The organism is Bradyrhizobium sp. AZCC 2289 (assembly GCF_036924615.1).
In the GTDB taxonomy this organism is placed as follows: Bacteria; Pseudomonadota; Alphaproteobacteria; order Rhizobiales; family Xanthobacteraceae; genus Bradyrhizobium.
The window spans coordinates 3,589,067-3,609,365 of record NZ_JAZHRY010000001.1; the positions used below are offsets into that span (position 1 = coordinate 3,589,067).

Below are 20,299 nucleotides of genomic sequence, written 5' to 3' on the forward strand. Positions count from 1 at the left end.
GCGACGGTCAGGTCGCAGCAACGGCCGGAGCAGGCTCCGCCAGAACGCATCTTGCGATCCTGTGCGGCGCGATCTGCACATTGGGCGGCAATCGCTCGGTACAGCGGGCTTGCGCAAAGCCGCAGCGCGGCGCGAACGAGCAACTGGTCGGCGCGTGATCGAGCGAGGGCGGCGTCCCCGGTATCGTCTCCAGCCGCTGGCCGCGCTTGGCGCCGTGGACGGTCGAAGCCAGCAACCCCTTGGCATAGGGGTGCACCGGCGAACGCACGATCTGGCTCAAGCTGCCCTGCTCGACGATCTGGCCGGCATACATCACCGCGACGCGGTCGCAGATTTCGATCGCAACCCCAATGTCGTGGGTGACGAAGATGACCGACATGCCGAACTCGCGCTGCAATTCGCGGAGCAGCAGCAGGATCTGGATCTGCACGGTGGCGTCGAGCGCCGTGGTCGGCTCGTCCGCCAGCAATATCTTCGGCTTGCAGGCCAGCGCCAGCGCGATCATCGCGCGCTGCCGCATGCCGCCACTCATCTCGTGCGGATAGGCATCGAGCCGCCGTTTGGCGGAGGGAATCCGCACCACTTCCAGCATTTCCAGCGCGCGCGCCGTGGCCTCCTTCTCGCTCTTGCCCTCGTGGCGCATCACGGATTCCGAGATCTGACGGCCGATGGTGTAGACGGGATCGAGCGCCAGCGCCGGCTCCTGAAAGATCATCGAGACGGTCTGGCCGCGAAACGCTGACAGCGCCTCGTCGTTGAGGGCCAGCACATCCTGTCCCAAAACGTTGACGCTGCCCGAGATCTGCGTCCGCTTCTTCGGCAACAGCCGCATCAGCGCCCGCAGCGTCACGCTCTTTCCGGAACCGGACTCACCGAGCAGGCCGAGCACCTCGCCCTCGCCGAGCGAGAGCGAGAGATCGTTGACGGCATGAACCGTGCGCTCGCCGGTGAAGCGGATGTTGAGGTCGCGGATTTCGACGAGGTTGGTCATTTGAGTGCGGGTACCCGGCTATGGAAATCGGTCACCCGCTGGAACGCCGCGCCGATCCGCAGCAGCATCGCCTCATCGAACGAGCGGCCGATCAGCTGCATGCCGACGGGAAGGCCGCTTTTCGCAAAGCCCGAGGGAATCGACAGCGACGGCAGGCCGAGATAGTTCACCGGCCGGGTGAACCGCGTCAGCCGCTGGATCACAGCTTCGGCGCCATCGCTGTTGCCGACATCGCTCTCGGCGATGGTCGGCGCCGGCACTGGTGCTACCGGCGCCAGCACGGCATCGGTACCCGTCACCGCCGCGAGATAGGCCGCCAGCGCCGGGCCGCGCCAGCGCATCGCCTCGAGATAGGACACGCCGGGAATCGCAAGCCCGTTCTGCAGCCGCATCAGGACTTGCGGGCCGTAATCCTGCGGCCGCTCGATCATCCATCTTTTATGCAACGCCGCCGCTTCGGTCGCGAGCACCAACTGGCATGCGGCCGTGAGCTGGCGCTGGTCCGGCAATTCGATTTGGACGATTTCGGCGCCCTCTTGTCTGAGAACCGCGATGGTCTCGTCGAGGACACGCGCCACCTCGGGATCGAGATCGTCGACATAGAACGCGGTGGGCACGCCGATCCTGAGGCCTTTGATCGAGCCCTTGGTCGCTTCCATGTAATCCGGCACCGGCAAAGTCGACGCGGTGGGATCTTCGGGATCGGCGCCGGCCATCAGCCCCAGCAGCAGCGCGCAATCTTCCACCGTCTGCGCCAATGGCCCGACGGTATCGAGCGATTGCGACAACGGCATTGCGCCGGCGCGGCTGACGCGGCCGACCGTCGTCTTCAGCCCGGTGACGCCGCAGAAATGCGCGGGCATCCGGATCGAGCCGCCGGTATCCGAGCCCAGGGCCGCAAAGGTCAAGCGCGCGGCAACCGCCGAGCCCGACCCGGACGACGAACCGCCGGTGATGTGGTCGACGTGCCAGGGGTTGTGCACCGCGCCGTAATGGACGTTGTGGCCGGTCGGGCCATAGGCGAATTCCACCATCTGCAGCGAACCCAGCCGGACCGTGCCGGCGTCCTTCAGGCGCTGCAGCGCCGTGGATGTCGTGGTAGCCACAAAATCGCGGCGGATCAGCGAGCCGCAGGTCACGACCTTGCCGACGTCGTAATACATATCCTTGTGCGCCAGCGGCACGCCATGCAGCGCACCGCGCTTGTCGCCTTTGGCCAGCGCCGCATCGGCCTCGTCGGCCGCCTTCAGCGCCGCTTCCGATTCGATGGCCATGAAGGCGTTGAGGCGCGGCTGCCACTCTGCGATCCGGTGCAGGCAGGATCGCGTCACTTCATGCGACGACAATTTCTTCGCCGCGATCGCCTTCGCGACCGAAACAAGCGACATCAAAGCCGGTTCGGTGCTCATGCCGAAACCTTTGCGGTCTGCACCAGCAGAAAACCCGCCGGCTCCAGATCGAACGGCAGCGTGCCGGCGACGGGGGCAAAGCCAGCGAAGGCCGGGCCAATGGAATTGGCGATGCGCGCGGCGACTTCGGCGTCGACGGGCACGCCCGCGACATCCGTCATTGCCTTGATCTCTTTTGCGGTCGGTGTGGTCATGCCGGGTTTGCTCCCTTGTCCGTTTCTCTATTGGTTTTTTGGGCCGGTGCGCGGCTGTGCCCCGAGCCTGGAATGGCCATGTAGCAGGCCGCTTCGTGCCCCATTGTATCGATTGCGGTGAGTTTAGGCGTAGCGTTTGCGCAGAGCGGCTCCGCAAACGGACATCTTGTGTGAAACCGGCACCCCGATGGCGGGTCGATCGGATTCGGCGGATCGCCCGAAATCGGCGGCGTCTCGGTGCGGTGATCGGGATCGGACGACGGCATCGCCGCCAGCAGCGCCCGCGTATAGGGATGCGCCGGCGCGTCCCAGACCTGATCGACCGGACCGAGCTCGACCACCTCGCCGAGATACATCACCAGCACGCGATCGCTGATATAGCGCACCACGTTGAGATCGTGGCTGATGAAGAGATAGGTCAGCCCGAATTCGCGCTTCAAGTCGACCAGCAGATTGAGCACCTGGGCCTCGACCGATTTGTCGAGCGCCGACACCGCTTCGTCCAGAATCACCAGCCGCGGCGACAGCGCCAGCGCACGGGCGATATTGACGCGCTGGCGCTGGCCGCCGGAAATCTCGTGCGGATAGCGGTTGGCGAAATTCTCGGGCCGCAATCCCACCTTGCCGAGCAGTTCGCGCGCCAAGGTGCGCGCCGCGCCATCGGCCATACCGTGGACCTTTGGGCCGAACGCGATCGATTCCTCGATGGTCAGGCGCGGATTGAGCGAGGCGTAGCTGTCCTGAAACACCATCTGCATGCCGCGGCGCAGTTCGCGCAGCGACAGCGCACGGCCGACCTGCAAGCCGTCATAGACGATATCGCCGGCGTCGCGCTTCATCAGATGCATCAACAGCCGCGCCGTGGTCGATTTGCCGCAGCCGGACTCGCCGACGATGCCGACGGTTTCGCCCTTGAGAACCGAAAACGAGACATCATCGACCGCGCGCACCGTCTTGCGCGCGCTGAACAGCTCGCCCCGCACCGGGAAATGTTTTGTAAGCCCGTTGACCTGCAACAGCGGCTGCGCCGCGCCGCCGATGTCCTCGACCGGCGCCAGCATTTCGACGGATGGACTGGTTTCACTCATGCGTCAGTTCCTGATATCCATGGCGCTGCGCATGCCGTCGCTGAGCAGGTTGAAGCAGATCGAGACTGCAAAGATCATGGCGCCGGGCAACGCCGCGACCCAGGGGTTGACGTAGATCGCGGTGCGCAGCGTGTTGAGCATCAGGCCCCATTCCGGCTCCGGCGGTTTTGTTCCGAGGCCGAGGAACGACAGGCCGGCGGCGAGGATCATCGACACCGATATCAGGCCGGTGGCGTAGACGAAGATCGGCCCCAGAACATTGCCTAGCATGTGCACGCGCATGATGGTGAAGGGGCCGGCGCCGGAGGCGCGCGCGGCCTCGACGAAATCCATGTTGCGCACGCCGGTGGTGACGCTCTCGGCCACGCGGGTGATTTGCGGCACGAACACGATGGTCAGCGACACGATGGAGTTGACGATGCCCGCCCCCAGCGCGCCTGAAATCGCGATCGCCAGCAGCACCGACGGAAAGGCGTAGAACACGTCCACGGTGCGCATGATCGCGGTGTTGAGCTTGCCGCCGACGTAGCCGGCGACAAGGCCGAGCGAGGTCCCGATCACGAAGGCGAGGATCACGGGAAGGATACCGATGATCAGCGACAGCCGTCCGCCATAGATCAGGCGCGCCAGCATGTCGCGGCCAAGCTCGTCGGTGCCGAGCGGATAATTCGGCGTACCGATATGGCGGAGCCGGCGGATCATCGAGCCCTGATAGGGATCGGCGAGGCCAAGCCACGGCGCGCACAAAGCGGACACGAAAATCAGCACCAGGATCAAGGCGCAAGCCATGCTGACCTTGTCACGCATGATGCGGCGGCCGACGGTGGCCCAATAGCCGCGCGCCTTGGTGGCGGGCGCGGCCTGCAGGGCGTCATCTGTAATCGCGCTCATCGGCTAGCTCCGCTTGATGCGCGGATCGATCGCGGCTTGCGCGATATCGACCAGGAGATTGAGGGCCACGAAGAACAGCGCCAGCACCAGGATGGTGCCCTGCAACAGCGGCAGGTCGCGCTGAAAGATCGCCGAATTGAGCAATAGGCCCGAGCCCGGCCAGGAAAACACGGTTTCGATCAGGATCGAGCCGCCGAGCATGTAGCCGAGTTGCAGCCCCATCACCGCAAGCGCCGTCGGCGCGGCGTTCTTGATGACGTGGCGAAACACGTCGGTCTCGCGCAGGCCTTTGGCGCGCAACGCCTCGACGAAATCCTGTGACAGGATGTCGCCGGTCAGCGCGCGCACGGTGCGGGTGATGATGCCCATCGGGATCACCGAGGTCGTGATCGCGGGCAGGATCAGGTAGCGCAGATGTTCCCAGTCCCAGCCCCAGGCGCCGGAGCCGCCGGGTCCGGCGCCGACCGCGGGCAGCCAGTTGAGCTGCACCGAGAAGATGATCACGAGCACCATGCCGAGCCAGTAATGCGGCACCGAGACGCCGGCGATCGCAATCGAGGTCGCGACCTTGTCGATCCAGGTGTCGCGGAAATAGCCGGCGATCAGGCCGAAGAACAATCCGAGGGTAAATCCGATCAGGGCGGCCGCAATCGCCAAGGTTACGGTGTTGCCGACCGCGCGCAAAACTTCGGTCAGAACCGGACGGCCGGTGGCGATGGAATGGCCGAGATCGCCATTGACCGCGCGCCACAGCCACAGCCCGAACTGTACCGGCAGCGGACGATCAAAACCATAGGCCGTGCGCAATTGCGCCGCGAGTTCCTGCGACGCATCCGCCGGCAGCACCGCAACCAGGGGATCGCCGGGCGTGATGTGCACCAAGAGGAAGCACACCAGCGCAACGCTGATTACGATCGGGATGACGTAGACGATACGTCTGGCGATATAGAGAAGCACAGGTCACTTTCTTCTTGGCTTCTCCCCTTGTGGGAGAAGGTGCCTTCGATGCAAAGCATCGAAGGCGGATGAGGGGTTCTATCCGCGGGTTCAGACACTTCAAATGAGGGAGTTTCGTCCGCGGAGAGAGACCCCTCACCCGTCTTCGCTTCGCGAAGCCACCCTCTCCCACAAGGGGAGAGGGGAAGCGACGCAGCTGCTTGATAGCGTCTACGGCGTCATGGTGATCGACGAGAAGTCCACGAACCAGCTCTTCGGCTGCACAAAGCCCTTGATCTTCGGGCTCAGGGCGCGCGGCGCGACGTCGTGGGCGACGTAGAGGAACGCCGCGTCATCGACGGAGGCCGCATGCAGTTCAGCAAGGGCCGCGTCGCGCTCGGAGGGCTCGAAGGTCTGGCGGGCCTTGGTCACCAGTTCGTCGAATTTGGGATTGTTGATAAAGCCCCAATTGTTCGACACCGGCGGCGCCATCGACGACTGCAGGAAGCGCACCATGGCGAAGAACGGATCCATCGCCGCATAGGTGACGTTGGTCGCGTTGGAGCCATTGGCGCTGGGATCCTTGACGCCGCGGCGCCAGTTGGTGAACAGCGTGTTCCATTCGATGACGTCGAGCTGCACGTCGAAATAGCATTCGGCCAGCGCCTGCTGCAGATATTCGTTCATCGGCAGCGGCAGCATCTGGCCCGATCCCGACGCCGAGGTCTGGATCTTGACCGACAGCTTCTTGTTCGGGCCGTAGCCGGCCTCCTGCATCAGCTTCTGCGCCGCCGGCTTGTCGTATTTGATCTCAAAGGTGGGCTTGCCGCGCCAGGGATGGCCGGGCTCGAAGGTGCCGGTCGCCGGCACCATCAGGCCGGCGAGCAGGCCGTCCTTGAGGCCTTCGCGATCGATGCAGAGATTGGCGGCCTTGCGCACGCGGATGTCGTTCCAGGGCGAGCCTTCGACGCGCGAGAACTGCCACGGCCAGACATGCGGCTCCTCGTTGGTCCTGATCACGAAGCCGCGCTGCTTGATTTCGGCGACCGCATCCGGCGCCGGCGCTTCGACCCAGTCGACCTGGCCGGAGAGCAGTGCTGCAGTGCGGGCGTTGGCTTCCGGCATCGGCAGCAGCACCATCTTGTCGACCTTGGGAACGCGCGCCTTGTCCCAGTAATTCGCGTTCTTGACGAGTTCGAGCCGCTCGCGCGGGGTAAAGCCCGACATCTTCCAGGGGCCGGTGCCCGAGGCGTCCCTGGCAAACGCGGCCCATGCGGCCTGCGATTTCGCCTTGGCGTCGGCGCCTTCAGCCGCGTCAAAAAACTTCTGCCATTTCGTAGGGCTCGCCATGAACAGATTGGTCAGGTTGATCGGCAGGAAACTGTCGGGCTCCTTGGTGATCAGTTCCACCGTCATGTCGTCGATCTTGCGCGCCGAGGCCAGCGTCGGCATGCGCGAGGCGGTGACGCCGACCTGGCTCGGATCGAACTGCGGCGCATCCTGCTTCAGCACCTTCTCGACATTCCAGACCACGGCGTCGGCGTTGAACGGCGAGCCGTCGTGAAAGGTGACGCCGGGGCGAAGCCTGAAGGTCCACTTCTTCTTGTCGGCGTCGTCGACTTTCCATTCGGTCGCGAGCCCCGGGATCACCACGCTCGCCTTGTCGGCCGACGACAGGTCCCACATCGTCAGCCCGTCATACATGGTGAGGCCGGTGAAGCGGTTGCCCTCGAAACCCTGGTCGGGCTGGCCGAGCGTGCGCGGAATATCGGCCGCGGTCATGCCGATGCGAAGGACGGTTTCGGCACCCGCCATGGCCGGCAACCCTGCCGCCAGCGCCACCGCCAGCACCATCGCGGCCGCCGTTTTGTTCGATTTCCCGTTATGCATCGCAGTAGTCCCCTCATCAACTTCCGGTGATTAATTCTTGTGCAAGAGTATGCAATGGTTGTGCCAAGGGGGATAGTTGTTCGCCTAATAACCTTCGGATGGGTCATTTCTTCCGGCTTCGCACCAAGAAAAGACAGCGGTGCCTATTCTGGCATCAACCTTGCAGGATTTGGCATTAGGTATTCCCAATACTCATCCAACGGAGCTTAGATCATGCGTGCCCGAAATTCGATCCTTATCGCCGGCTTGATAGGTGCCTGGGCGCTGGCCGTCGGCGCCGGCCTGCCCATCCAGTCCGCGCACGCCGAATCCGTGGTGCGCTACGGCATTTCGATGGCCGACATCCCGCTGACGACAGGCCAGCCGGATCGCGGCGCCGGCGCCTACCAGTTCACGGCCTATACGATCTACGATCCCCTGGTCGCTTGGGAAATGGATGTAGCCGACCGGCCCGGCAAACTGGTGCCCGGGCTCGCCACCGAATGGAAAGTGGACGACAAGGACAAGACCAAATGGCGCTTCACCCTCCGCAAGGGCGTCAAGTTCCATGACGGCAGCGAGTTCAACGCCGACGCGGTGATCTGGAATCTCGACAAGGTTTTGAACGACAAGGCGCCGCAATTCGACAAGCGCCAGAGCGCGCAGGTCAAGACCCGCCTGCCCTCGGTCGCGAGCTACGCCAAGATCGACGACGACACCGTCGAGATCACGACCAAGACCGTCGACTCGTTCTTTCCCTACCAGATGCTCTGGTTCCTGGTCTCCAGCCCCGCGCAATATGAAAAGCTCGGCAAGGATTGGGACAAGTTTGCCAGCCAGCCCTCCGGCACCGGGCCGTTCAAGCTGACAAAGCTGGTGCCGCGCGAGCTCGCCGAATTGTCGAAGAACCCGGATTACTGGGACAAGAAGCGGATTCCGAAAGTCGACAAGCTGGTCCTGATTCCGATGCCGGAAGCGTTGACGCGCACCAACGCGCTGCTTGCAGGGCAAGTCGATTTGATCGAAACCCCGGCGCCGGACGCGGTGCCGCAGTTGAAATCCGCAGGGATGCGGATCGTCGACAACATCACGCCGCATGTCTGGAATTATCACCTCAGCGTGCTGCCGGGTTCGCCCTGGACCGACGTCCGCCTGCGCAAGGCGCTCAATCTCGCGATCGATCGCGATGCCGTCGTCGGCCTGATGAACGGGCTGGCGAAACCCGCCAAGGGCCAGGTCGACCCGTCGAGTCCCTGGTTCGGCAAGCCGAATTTCGAACTCAAATACGATCTCGCCGCGGCCAGGAAGCTGGTCGAGGAAGCCGGCTATTCCCGGGAGAAGCCGCTGAAGACCACCTTCATCATTGCGCAGGGCGGCACCGGCCAGATGCTGTCGCTGCCGATGAACGAATTTTTGCAGCAGAGCTTTAAGGAAATCGGCATCGACGTCGACTTCAAGGTGGTCGAGCTCGAGACATTATATACGCATTGGCGCAAGGGCGCGGCCGACGAGATGAATGCCGGCATCACCGCCAACAACATCGCCTATGTGACCTCCGACCCGCTCTACGCGATCGTGCGCTTCTTTGCCTCCGACCAGGTGGCGCCGGTCGGCGTCAACTGGGGCGGCTACAAGAATCCGAAGGTCGATGCCCTGATTAATGAGGCCAAACAGACCTTCGATACCGCCAAGCAGGACGAACTGATCGCGCAGGCGCATTCGCTGATCGTCGACGACGCGGCGCTGGTGTGGGTGGTGCACGACACCAACCCGCACGCGCTGTCGCCGAAGGTGAAGAAATTCGTGCAGGCGCAGCACTGGTTCCAGGATCTGACCCAGATCGGGCTGGAGTAATATCTCCTCGTCGTCCCGGCCCTTATGCGCAATTGCGCATCAGGAGCCGGGACCCATAACCACCGGCGCTCGTGGTTACGCGCAAGTCGTCGAACAGCGCTTGCTTAAACGAGGGGCTACTTCGTCAACAGCGCGAACGCGCCGTCCCAGTCTTGCGGCGGCGGGTTTTCCTGATAGAGGCGGATCCGGGCCTCGTACAGATTGTAGAGCAGTTCAAGCGAACGCGCCTCGTCGGTGCGGCGGCCGCGCTCGATCGCCGCCAGCGCGCCGTCCCAATCCCTGCCGCGATAGCACGCCAGCATCTCGATGGTCAGGTTGCGCAGCCGCTGGAAGCGGCCGGACTGCGCGGTGTCCTCGCGTCCGGCGATGGCGTAGATCACCTCCGGCTCTTTCTTGCCCTTGACCATGATGAAGTCGAGCTCGAGGATCGCGAACTTGTCCTTGACCGCAAGCGCGGTCCTGGAGCCGACGATGATCGGGAAGCCGTATTCCTTGGATTGGCCCTCGAGGCGCGACGCCAGATTGACGCTGTCGCCGAACACCGAATAGTCGAAGCGAACGTCGGACCCCATATTGCCGACCACGCAGGTGCCGGTGTTGAGCCCAACGCCGACATTGAGCGGGATGTATCTGTGGCCACCTTCCAGCGCCTCCTGTTCGCGCGCCTGGTTGAGTTCGTCGACCCGCTCCAGCATGTCGAGTGCCGCCTCGCAGGCGTTGAGCTGATGCTCCCTGTCATCGAGCGGCGCGTTCCAGAACGCCATGATGGCGTCGCCCATATATTTGTCGATGGTGCCTTTACGCCCGAGGATCGCGTTGGTCAGCGGCGTCAGGAAGCGGTTCATCAGTGCGGTGAGGCCCTGCGGATCGTTCTTGTAGGTCTCCGAGATCGAGGTGAAGCCGCGCATGTCGGAGAACATGATGGTCATCTCGCGCTCTTCGCCGCCGAGCACGAGTTTTTCCGGCGACTGCGCCAGCTGCGCGACCAGCGCGGGCGACATGTATTGCGAGAACGCCGTTCGTATCTGTTTGCGCTGCTGCTGCTCCCGCACGAAGCTCGAGAAGATCAGCGTCAGATAGATCGCCGTGGTCGACATCAATGGATAGGTGAAATCGATCAGCAGGCGGTGCTGGGTGTAGAAATACCAGGACGTTCCGACCAGCGCGCTGGCAAACACCGCGCCGAGGGCGACAAGCGTGATCGGCCCGAACAGCGGCGCGAAGGCGATCACCAGCAGCCCGAACAGAAGTGCAGTCGCGAATTCGACGACGATGCCGTAAATCGGCTGCAAGATCACCGACCCCGTCAACGCACTCTCCAGCACCTGGGCGTGGATTTCCACGCCCGGCATAGCCCGCGAAACCGGCGTGGTCTTGATGTCGTTGAGGCCGACCGCCGAGGTCCCGATCAACACCAGTTTGCCCGCGACCTTGTCGGGCGCCACAGTCCGGTCCAGCACGTTGATGGCGGGAACGTAGAGGGAGGAATCGTTGCGCGCGAAATGAATCCAGAGCTGGCCATTATTGTCGGTCGGGATCTGAAAGCCCTTGATACGGAGGCTCTTGATGCCGGCCTTCTCGGCCTTGATCAGGATCGTGCCCGAACCGGTGGCGACCCGAAGCATCTCGAAGGTCAGCGACGGCATCGTCAGGCCTTTGGGCCTGCATAATCATCGGCACCCGCCGCACGATGCCGTCCCGTTCGGGATTGATCGTAAACAGGCCACGCCCGGCCGCGGCATGCTCCAGGACCCCGACATTGCGCAGCAGGCCCGGGAAATCGAACATGAACCGTTGCGGCTGCTCCTCGCCCAGCATCGCCAGCCCCGTCACCGGCAGGGTCTTGTCGAGTGCGGTGAGTTCTTCCGGCAGCCCCGATTCGCCCAGCACCACGCGCGACGCGCTGATGGCATCGGCGAAAATCTGATCGTTGCTCGGCAGCGCCCGCAACCTGGCGCGGGTTTCTTCGTCGAGATTGCGGAACGTGTCGGCCGCGACATCGGGATTGAGGCGGTCGGGCTCGGAAAACACCACGTCGAAGGCGATCACGACAGCGCCGAGCCTGGTCAGCTCCACGACGAGATCCGCGATCCGCGTCCGCGGCCATGGCCACTGTCCGAGCTTTTCCATGCTCTTGTCGTCGATATCGACAATGGTGACCGGCCTTGCGGTCTTCTTGCGCGGATCGATGCGCTGGAAGCCATCGAAGATCCTGACCCTGATCTCCTCGACCGGGGCCGGATCGAGCACGCGCAGCGCGGCGAAGCCGACCAGCAGCGCGAGGCACGCCAGCCGGGCGTAGCCGAAGCGCAGCTTGAACCACCGTCGCAATAACCTCAGTCGCTTCATGTCGTCTGGATATCACGCTCGGTTGGTTTGCACACGCCAGGAATTTGAGGCATTTGGCCGGCGGCACCCAAGTAGACGCCACCAAGGCAAACCGGTCCTTGATAAGCCATCAGGAGATGGCGGATTATTTTGCACGTGCCATCTGCACGAGAGAAACCGTTGCCCTACAGCGCTTCAGACATATTTTGATTTTTGCACGGTACCCATCTGGATTTTATCGAACCGCGATGCCCGATGATCGTGCAACCTTCAGCTTCGGTGTCGCGATAAGCTAGGCAAGAATGAAGTCGGAGAGATGAAGACTGGTTGCGGTCACGCCTTTCAGGACGATTTGGAATTCCGCATTTCCAGCGTTTCCGTTCGTATCGCCCAGGACCACTGTATCGGATCCAACCTGCGACCAATTGAGACCGTGCGCAGCCAGGGCTCCAAGGCCACTCATACCCGCGGCGAATCCCAGCCCAGAAACGTTGATATGATCCACACCAACCTGGAAATCCTGGATCGTATCGAAGCTCGCGGGTGTCGAATCTGCCGCAGCTGCAAACACGAATGTATCCCTCCCCGAACCACCCCAGAGCTGATCCGCGCCGGCCCCGCCGGTAATGGTATCGTTCCCGGATCCTCCATAGATGACATCGTTACCGTCGCCACCCTGAATAGTATCGTTCCCGCCCCGCCCATAAATCGTATCGTTGCCACCCTGCGCGTTGATGTGGTCAGCCGTTGAGTCGTTATTGCCGATGATCGTGCTATCGGTCGCCCCCCCGATGAAATTGTGATTATTTCCACTTATGAACGCTGTACTGGCCGCGAGTAGCGTCGTTCCGTCTGCGGCATAGATGTCGTGGTCCGGATCATCATTATCGGTGACGGCGACGGTGACGATCTGCGCGGTGCCGTCCACGGTATGGACAGTGAACGTATCGGTCAGATGCTGGTCTTCACCGAGCGCCTTCACTGCCGCATTGGAATTATTGAGCGTGTAGGTCCAGACGCCGCCCTCGGTCATCTGATAGGTACCGTAACCGTGGTCGGTGCCCGAACCGGCCGCCGCTGCGACAAAGGTATTGGGCGCGTTGTCGACATCGGTGTCGGTCAGCGTGCCGGTGACGGTTAGCGTACCATTGCCAGGACTGTCGTCGGCTACTTCCACGGCACCGCTCGACTGACCGGCGATCACCGCCGGGTCGTTGGTGCCGAGAATGTTCACCGTCAGCAGATGCGAGGTGCCGTCCGCCGACGACACGCTCAGCGTATCCGTATAGGTCGTGCCGCCGACAAACTCGTTGTGCGCCGTGTCGGTGGTATACGTCCACACCCCGGCGGCGTTGATCGAGAAGTGACCATAGGCATGGCTGCCCGCCACGTCGGTCTGCGCATTGAACGTCGCCAAACTGTCGACATCGCTGATCGACAGCTTCCCGCCGGTCGTCAGCACCGCATTCGTTTCGGTCAAATTCTGGGTGTCGGTGCCACCGATCACCGCCGTGTCGTTGACGCCGGTCACATTCACCGTGAACGTCGCTGTGCCGGTGGCGCCGTGCACGTCTGACGTCTGCACGGTGAAGGTGTCGGTATGGGAGCCCGCCGGCAGCGCGTTGATCGCGGCAGCATTGGCGACATAATCGTAGCTGCCGTTGGCATTCACGGTCAGCGAACCATAGAGGCCGGCGACCGCCGACGTCGCCACGTGGTTCGGCGCGTCGAGCACGGCATATTGCAGCGTTGCGGTCTCACCGCTGTCGCGATCGCTCCCGACCAGCGTGCCCGTGAGATCGCCAAAGCTGTCATTCGCGGCGGTATCGGTGAGCGTGCCGGCATTCACGTTGGCGAGCGTCGGCGAGTCGTTGGCGCCGGTCACGTCAACCGTCAGCGTCGCGGTGCCGGTGGCGCCGTGCACGTCGGTGGTCTGCACCGTGAACGTATCGGCATATGTACCGGCATGCAGCGCGTTGATCGCGCCGGCGTCGGCGACATAGCTGTAGCTGCCGTTGAGGTTCACCGTCAGCGAGCCGTAGTGGCCCGCGACGGCCGAATTCACAGCGAGATGGCTGATTGGGACGATCGCGGTATAGAGCAGCGTTGCGGCATCGCCGTTGTCGACGTCGTTCCCGACCAGCGTTCCCGTGAGGTTGCCGAAGCTGTCGTTCCCTGCGGTATCGGTGAGCGTACCCGCGTTCACCGCCGCAACCACCGGCGCGTCGTTGGTGCCGGTGATGTCGATCGTCAGCGTCGCGGATGCGGTCGCGCCGGCCGCATCATGCATGGTGTAGGTAAAGACGTCCGCGACGTGCTGATCCTGGGTCAGCGCCTGCGTGGTGGCCTTGCCGTTATCGAGCGTGTAGGTCCAGCTGCCGTCGTCCGCGATGGTGACGCTGCCATAGGTACCGGCAACCACGGTGGCGACGTGTCCCGTCAACGGACCGCTCGGTGTTCCGCTCGCGACCCCCTGCACCGTCATGGTGTCGCCGGTGTCGACGTCGGAGTCGTTTGAAAGAACATTGCCCGTCGCGGTATCGATGCCGGCAAACGCGGTATTTCCCGGATGGACGCCCTGCTCGACCACCGGCGCGCCGGTATTCAGGTCGGTCGCGGCGACCGGCGCATCGTTGGTGACCGGCGCGTCATTGGTGCCGGTGATTCCGATCGTCAGCGTCGTCGTCGAGGTGCCGCCGTTGTGGTCGGATTCGGTGTAGCTGAAGACGTCGTTGGCGTGCGCGCCCTGCGCCAATGCGTTGGTCGCGGGCCGGCTGTTGTCGAGCGCGTAGGTCCAGGTTCCGTCCACACCGAGAACGAGCGACCCATAAGTGCCGATGATGGTGGCGCCGACGCCGGTCGAAAGCACGCCGCTCGCCGTCCCCGCTGCAACGCCAACGACTGAATGCGTGTCGGTGAGGTCGACATCGGTGTCGTTGGTGAGCACATTGCCGGTCGTGGTCGGAACGCCGGGAACGACGTTGTCGTGGACGTCGTTGCCGGCCTCGACGACATGGCCCTGGTCGCTGTCGGCCACCGCAACCGGCGTATCGTTGGTGCCGGTGATGGTGACGGTGAATGGCTTTGAGATGACGCCGCCATGGCCGTCATCCACGGTCGCGGTATAGGTCAGCGTCAGGATTTCGCCGGCGGCCAGGAAGTCGAACGCACCGTCGGCCAGGCTGTAGGTCCAGGTCGCCGAACCATTGTCGGTATTGCCAGGGGTCTGCGCAATGGTCAGCGCGCCTTCCACCGCCGCCACGTCGGCCTGTTGCTGCGCCGTCAGCGTCAGGGCGGTATGCGACGCATCGGTATAGGTGAATGAGGAGAATACCGCGCTCACCACCGGACGGTCGGTCAGGTCGACGTCGGTGAAGCCGATGGTGCCGGAAACCGTATCGAGCGCCGTCGACCCGGTCGGGTTCGGCTGTGGCGTGTTCGACAGTTCGGCAAACGCGTTGCTGGTCGTATCGATCGTCGGGGTGTCGTTGGTGCCGGTGATGGTGACGGTGAATGGCTTTGTCACCACGCCGCCATGGCCGTCATCGACGGTCGCGGTATAGGTCAGCGTCAGGGTTTCGCCGGCGGCCAGGAAGTCGAAATTGCCGTCGGCAACACTGTAGGTCCAGGTCGCAGAACCGTTGTCGGTATTTCCGTCGGTCTGCGTCACCGTCAGCGGCACCGCGACCGCTGCCACGTCGGCCTGCTGCTGCGCCGTCAAGCTCAGCGCGTGGTCCGATGCATCGGTATAGGTAAACGAGGTAAAGGCCGCGCTCGCCACCGGACGGTCGGTCAGGTCGACATCGGTAAAGCCGATGGTGCCGGAAACCGTATCGAGCGCCGTCGACCCGGTCGGGTTCGGCTGTGGCGTGTTCGACAGTTCGGCAAACGCGTTGCTGGTCGTATCGATCGTCGGGGTGTCGTTGGTGCCGGTGATGGTGACGGTGAATGGCTTTGTCACCACGCCGCCATGGCCGTCATCGACCGTCGCGGTATAGGTCAGCGTCAGGATCTCGCCCGCCGCCAGGAAGTCGAACGCACCGTCGGCCAGGCTGTAGGTCCAGGTCGCCGAGCCGTTGTCGGTATTGCCCGGGGTTTGTGCGACCGTCAGCGCGCCTTCCACCGCCGCCACGTCGGCCTGTTGCTGCGCCGTCAGCGTCAGGGCGGTATGCGACGCGTCGGTATAGGTGAACGAGGAGAATACCGCGCTCACCACCGGGCGGTCGGTTAGGTCGACATCGGTGAAGCTGACGGTGCCGGTGACGGTATCGAGTGCCGCCGAGCCCGTCGGGTTCGGCTGTGGCGTGTTCGACAGTTCGGCAAACGCGTTGCTGGTCGTATCGATCGTCGGGGTGTCGTTGGTGCCGGTGATGGTGACGGTGAATGGCTTTGTCACCACGCCGCCATGGCCGTCATCGACGGTCGCGGTATAGGTCAGCATCAGGATTTCGCCGGCGGCCAGGAAGTCGAACGCACCGTCGGCCAGGCTGTAGGCCCAGGTTGCCGAGCCATTGTCGGTATTGCCCGGGGTTTGTGCGACCGTCAGCGCCCCTTCCACCGCCGCCACATCCGCCTGCTGCTGCGCCGTCAACGCCAGGGCGTTGTGCAATGAATCCGTGTAGGTGAACGAAGTGAAGCTCGCACTCACCACCGGACGGTCGGTCAGATCGACATCGGTGAAGCTGACGGTGCCGGTGACGGTATCGAGCGCGGTCGAGCCCGTCTGGTTCGGCTGTGGCGTGTTCGACAGTTCGGCAAACGCATTGCTCGTGGTCGCGATCGTCGGGGTGTCGTTGGTGCCGGTGATGGTGACGGTGAACGGCTTTGAGATGACGCCGCCATGGCCGTCATCGACCGTCGCGGTATAGGTCAGCATCAGGATTTCGCCGGCGGCCAGGAAGTCGAACGCACCGTCGGCCAGGCTGTAGGTCCAGGTTGCCGAGCCATTGTCGGTATTGCCCGGGGTTTGTGCGACCGTCAGCGCCCCTTCCACCGCCGCCACATCCGCCTGCTGCTGCGCCGTCAACGCCAGGGCGTTGTGCAATGAATCCGTGTAGGTGAACGAAGTGAAGCTCGCACTCACCACCGGACGGTCGGTCAGATCGACATCGGTGAAGCTGACGGTGCCGGTGACGGTATTGAGCGCGGTCGAGCCCGTCGGGTTCGGCTGTGGCGTGTTCGACAGTTCGGCAAACGCATTGCTCGTGGTCGCGATCGTCGGGGTGTCGTTGGTGCCGGTGATGGTGACGGTGAATGGCTTTGTCACCACGCCGCCATGTCCGTCATCCACGGTCGCGGTATAGGTCAGCGTCAGGGTTTCGCCGGCGGCCAAAAAGTCAAAATTGCCGTCGGCAACACTGTAGGTCCAGGTCGCAGAGCCGTTGTCGGTATTTCCGTCGGCCTGCGTCACCGTCAGCGGCGCCGCGACCGCCGCCACATCGGCCTGCTGCTGCGCCGTCAAGGACAGCGCATGGCCGGATGCGTCCGTATAGGTAAACGAGGTGTAGGCCGCGCTCGCCACCGGACGGTCGGTCAGGTCGACGTCGGTAAAGCCGATGGTGCCGGAAACCGTATCGAGCGCCGTCGATCCGGTCGGATTCGGCTGGCTGTCGTTCGACAGTTCAGCAAACGCGTTGCTGGTCGTCGTGACCACGGGATTATCGTTGGTGCCGTTGATGGAAATGTCGGCGCCGTTGATCGATACCGTGATCGGCGTCGAAACCACTCCGCCATGGCCGTCATCGACCTCGGCGACGTAGTTGAGAGTCAGCGTCTCGCCCTTGGCGATGAAATCGAACGCCTTGTCGGCGACGCTGTAGGTCCAGGTCGCCGAACCATTGTGGGTATTTCCCGCCGCCTGCACGACCGTCAGGGGAACCTCGACGGCGGCGATCGCCGCCAGCTGCTCGGCCGTCAGCGAACCGGTGATGTCGTGGCCCTGGGCGTCGAGATATCTAAACGGATGCGACGCGGAGAGCGCAGCGCTCACGATTGGACGGTCGGTCAGATCGACGTCGGTGAAAGTGACGGTGCCGGACGCCGTATCGATGGCGGTATTGCCGGTGCCTAATCGCTCGGTGATGCCAGTGCCGGTCGTCGCAATGGTCGGGGTATCGTTGGTGCCGGTGATGGTGACGGTGAATGGCTTTGTCACCACGCCGCCATGGCCGTCATCGACGGTCGCGGTATAGGTCAGCGTCAGGGTTTCGCCCGCGGCCAAAAAGTCAAAATTGCCGTCGGCAACACTGTAGGTCCAGGTCGCAGAGCCGTTGTCGGTATTTCCGTCGGCCTGCGTCACCGTCAGCGGCGCCGCGACCGCCGCCACATCGGCCTGCTGCTGCGCCGTCAAGGACAGCGCATGGCCGGATGCGTCCGTATAGGTAAACGAGGTGTAGGCCGCGCTCGCCACCGGACGGTCGGTCAGGTCGACGTCGGTAAAGCCGATGGTGCCGGAAACCGTATCGAGCGCCGTCGATCCGGTCGGATTCGGCTGGCTGTCGTTCGACAGTTCGGCAAACGCGTTGCTGGTCGTCGTGACCACGGGATTATCGTTGGTGCCGTTGATGGAAATGTCGGCGCCGTTGATCGATACCGTGATCGGCGTCGAAACCACTCCGCCATGGCCGTCATCGACCTCGGCCACATAGTTGAGAGTCAGCGTCTCGCCCTTGGCGATGAAATCGAACGCCTTGTCGGCGATGCTGTAGATCCAGGTCGCCGAACCATTGTGGGTATTTCCCGCCGCCTGCACGACCGTCAGGGGAACCTCGACGGCGGCGATCGCCGCCAGTTGCTCGGCCGTCAGCGAACCGGTGATGTCGTGGCCCTGGGCGTCGAGATATCTAAACGGATGCGACGCGGAGAGTGCCGCGCTCACGATCGGACGGTCGGTCAGATCGACGTCGGTGAAGGTGACGGTGCCGGACGCCGTATCGATGGCGGTATTGCCGGTGCCTAATCGCTCGGTGATGCCAGTGCCCGTCGTCGCAATGGTCGGCGTGTCGTTGGTGCCGGTGATCGTGATCGTGATCGGCGTCAACGTCCATTCATCGTTTGGCGCGTAGTTGTTGTCCACCCGCGCCATGTAGGTCAGCGTCAACGTCTCGCCGGCGGCAAGAAAGTCGAAGGCGCTGTCGGCAATATTGTGGTCCAGGTCGCCGATCCGTTGTTGGTGTTGCCGGGGTCCTGCACCACGGTAAGCGGTATTTCGACCGCCTGGATCGCCGCCAGTTGCTCCGCCGTCAGTGACGCGGTGACGTCGTGGTTGTTCGCATCCTTGTAGCTGAAGGAATCGAACTTGGCAGTCGCGCTCGGAAGGTCGCCGGCGTTGATGTCGACCCACCTGATCTTGTCGGACAGCGTATCAAGGGTCGAACTGTGGGTGACAGTGTGTGTAGCATTGTCACGTTCGGTGAAAGCGCTGTTGAAGGTGACGACCGTCGGCGGCCCATCGATGTGATCGGTCCTGGGCGGGGTGTTGGGGTTGGACAGCGCCGCAGGGTTGTCCGCAACGAAGCCCACCTTCACTGTCACGGGGACGGTGTCCCCGTTCGCCAGCTTGACCGTCAGCGATTCCTGGGTGATCGAATCGGTGAAATGGGTGGTGTCTTTGGGGTTCGTATTGTCGGTGAATTTCTGCGCAAAGACGTCCGTGATGATCTTTTGCGCATCCGCCGACAGCTGGGCCGACGACAGGAAGCTGACGGTGCCCTGACCATTGACGATGGTTTGCGTTCCGGCCAGATTGACGGTCGCGATCGGGGTCAGGGTCGTCTTGTCGAACAGGATATAGGAGCCGGTGGTGCCGTCCGGCTCGACCAGCACCTGGAATTTCGCCGGCGGCGCGCCACCCTGGGCCGGGACATCGAAATCGATCTCGACCAGCACCGCAGTGCCGCGGAAGCCATTGTCGCGACCGGCGTATCGACCTTCATATCGCCGTGTTTGGCGGTAGCACCCGCGACGAACGAGATCGTCCCCTGCACGAGGCTGATCAGCGACGAGTTGTTCGACCCGTTCGGGTCATAGATCATTTCGTTCAGCACCATCTTCGCGTTCGACGCGAGGCCGAACACGGAGCCGTCGATGAAGGTGATGCCGAGCGAGGAGTCGGAGCCGGACTGGACCACGTCGCCCTTGTTGACGTTGTCGCCCTGGTTCAGGATGATCGACACGCCGTTCCGGATCACGGTCGCGGTGCCCGTCAGCTTGGTGACATGGCCGATCACCTGGGCAACGCTGGCACTGCCGTCGGCCTGCGCAAACTGCGTGTAACCGCTGAGCGCGTCGACGATGTCGCCGGTGAGATGCGCACCATCGGGCGAAGCCAGCGCGGCGTGCTTCTCGCCCTTGAAGTAATCGTGCAGCACCAGTTTGCGGTCGTCCGCGGACAGGATCAGGTCGACCCCGGAGCGCTTGAAATCGCCGGTGAAGAGCAGATGGGCGTCCTGGACGATAATGGCGCCCGCTGGCGCATGAGTCGAAACGCTGTCGACATGGCCATGCCCATGGGGCTGGGAGCCCTGACCGTCAGACAGAGTACCGTCGAATTTACCGGCAAAGCTCAAATGGGCACCGTCGCCACTAAGGTTAATATTCATACAATATTCGAAAGTCTAAGCTTGCATATCATTGGAGGGTTCCGTGGGGAACCATCCATTACTGAGCAAAGCGTGCAGTATAGGGAGCTGTTCGCTTCCGATCCTTAAATATTACAAGTATTCATGGCCGATGAGCGAA

At 63.1% G+C, this 20,299-nt stretch carries 11 protein-coding genes and 1 pseudogene; 1 reads left to right on the forward strand and 11 read right to left on the reverse strand.

Translation table 11 applies throughout. The features are described from left to right. Positions 1-7: 7 nt before the first annotated feature. The 7 genes from V1289_RS17265 to V1289_RS17295 form a co-directional block, all read right to left on the reverse strand. Entirely contained in the window at positions 8-991 is a 984-nt protein-coding gene (locus V1289_RS17265; RefSeq protein WP_334398013.1) for an ABC transporter ATP-binding protein, read from the reverse strand. Next, positions 988-2,400 carry an amidase gene (locus V1289_RS17270; RefSeq protein WP_334398014.1) on the reverse strand — a complete coding sequence of 471 codons (1,413 nt, stop codon included), beginning with the start codon at positions 2,398-2,400 and terminating at the stop codon, positions 988-990. The genes V1289_RS17265 and V1289_RS17270 overlap by 4 nt, the downstream gene beginning before the upstream one ends. Further along, on the reverse strand, positions 2,397-2,594 hold the full coding sequence (locus V1289_RS17275) for a hypothetical protein (protein ID WP_334398015.1): 198 nt from the start codon (positions 2,592-2,594) through the stop codon (positions 2,397-2,399). The genes V1289_RS17270 and V1289_RS17275 overlap by 4 nt, the downstream gene beginning before the upstream one ends. Then, positions 2,591-3,682 (reverse strand): ABC transporter ATP-binding protein, encoded by a 1,092-nt coding sequence (locus V1289_RS17280; protein ID WP_334398016.1) that lies wholly within the window; start codon positions 3,680-3,682, stop codon positions 2,591-2,593. The genes V1289_RS17275 and V1289_RS17280 overlap by 4 nt, the downstream gene beginning before the upstream one ends. Before the next feature lie 3 nt (positions 3,683-3,685). After that, positions 3,686-4,573 (reverse strand): ABC transporter permease, encoded by an 888-nt coding sequence (locus V1289_RS17285; protein ID WP_334398017.1) that lies wholly within the window; start codon positions 4,571-4,573, stop codon positions 3,686-3,688. A 3-nt stretch (positions 4,574-4,576) separates the two neighbouring features. Beyond that, the gene (locus V1289_RS17290; RefSeq protein ID WP_074272941.1) at positions 4,577-5,530 is read right to left on the reverse strand and encodes an ABC transporter permease; all 954 of its coding nucleotides are present in this window, start codon (positions 5,528-5,530) and stop codon (positions 4,577-4,579) included. A 210-nt stretch (positions 5,531-5,740) separates the two neighbouring features. After that, positions 5,741-7,399 carry an ABC transporter substrate-binding protein gene (locus V1289_RS17295; protein ID WP_334398018.1) on the reverse strand — a complete coding sequence of 553 codons (1,659 nt, stop codon included), beginning with the start codon at positions 7,397-7,399 and terminating at the stop codon, positions 5,741-5,743. A 213-nt stretch (positions 7,400-7,612) separates the two neighbouring features. On the opposite strand from V1289_RS17295, the gene V1289_RS17300 reads away from it, so the two are divergent. After that, positions 7,613-9,232, forward strand: coding sequence for an ABC transporter substrate-binding protein (locus tag V1289_RS17300; RefSeq protein ID WP_334398019.1), 1,620 nt, complete (start codon positions 7,613-7,615; stop codon positions 9,230-9,232). A gap of 116 nt (positions 9,233-9,348) precedes the next feature. Here V1289_RS17300 and V1289_RS17305 read toward each other — a convergent pair. The 4 genes and pseudogenes from V1289_RS17305 to V1289_RS17320 form a co-directional block, all read right to left on the reverse strand. Continuing rightward, a pseudogene (locus V1289_RS17305) lies at positions 9,349-11,581 on the reverse strand (CHASE2 domain-containing protein). A gap of 271 nt (positions 11,582-11,852) precedes the next feature. Continuing rightward, a complete protein-coding gene (locus tag V1289_RS17310) occupies positions 11,853-18,659 on the reverse strand; it encodes a VCBS domain-containing protein (protein WP_334398020.1) in 6,807 nt (2,268 codons plus the stop codon). After that, positions 18,656-19,384, reverse strand: a complete 729-nt coding sequence (locus V1289_RS17315) for a hypothetical protein (RefSeq protein ID WP_334398021.1) — start codon at positions 19,382-19,384, stop codon at positions 18,656-18,658. The genes V1289_RS17310 and V1289_RS17315 overlap by 4 nt, the downstream gene beginning before the upstream one ends. Next, complete coding sequence (locus tag V1289_RS17320) at positions 19,324-20,160, reverse strand: FecR family protein (protein WP_334398022.1); 837 nt, start codon at positions 20,158-20,160, stop codon at positions 19,324-19,326. Before V1289_RS17320 ends, V1289_RS17315 begins: the two co-directional genes overlap by 61 nt. Between the last annotated feature and the right edge of the window lie 139 nt (positions 20,161-20,299).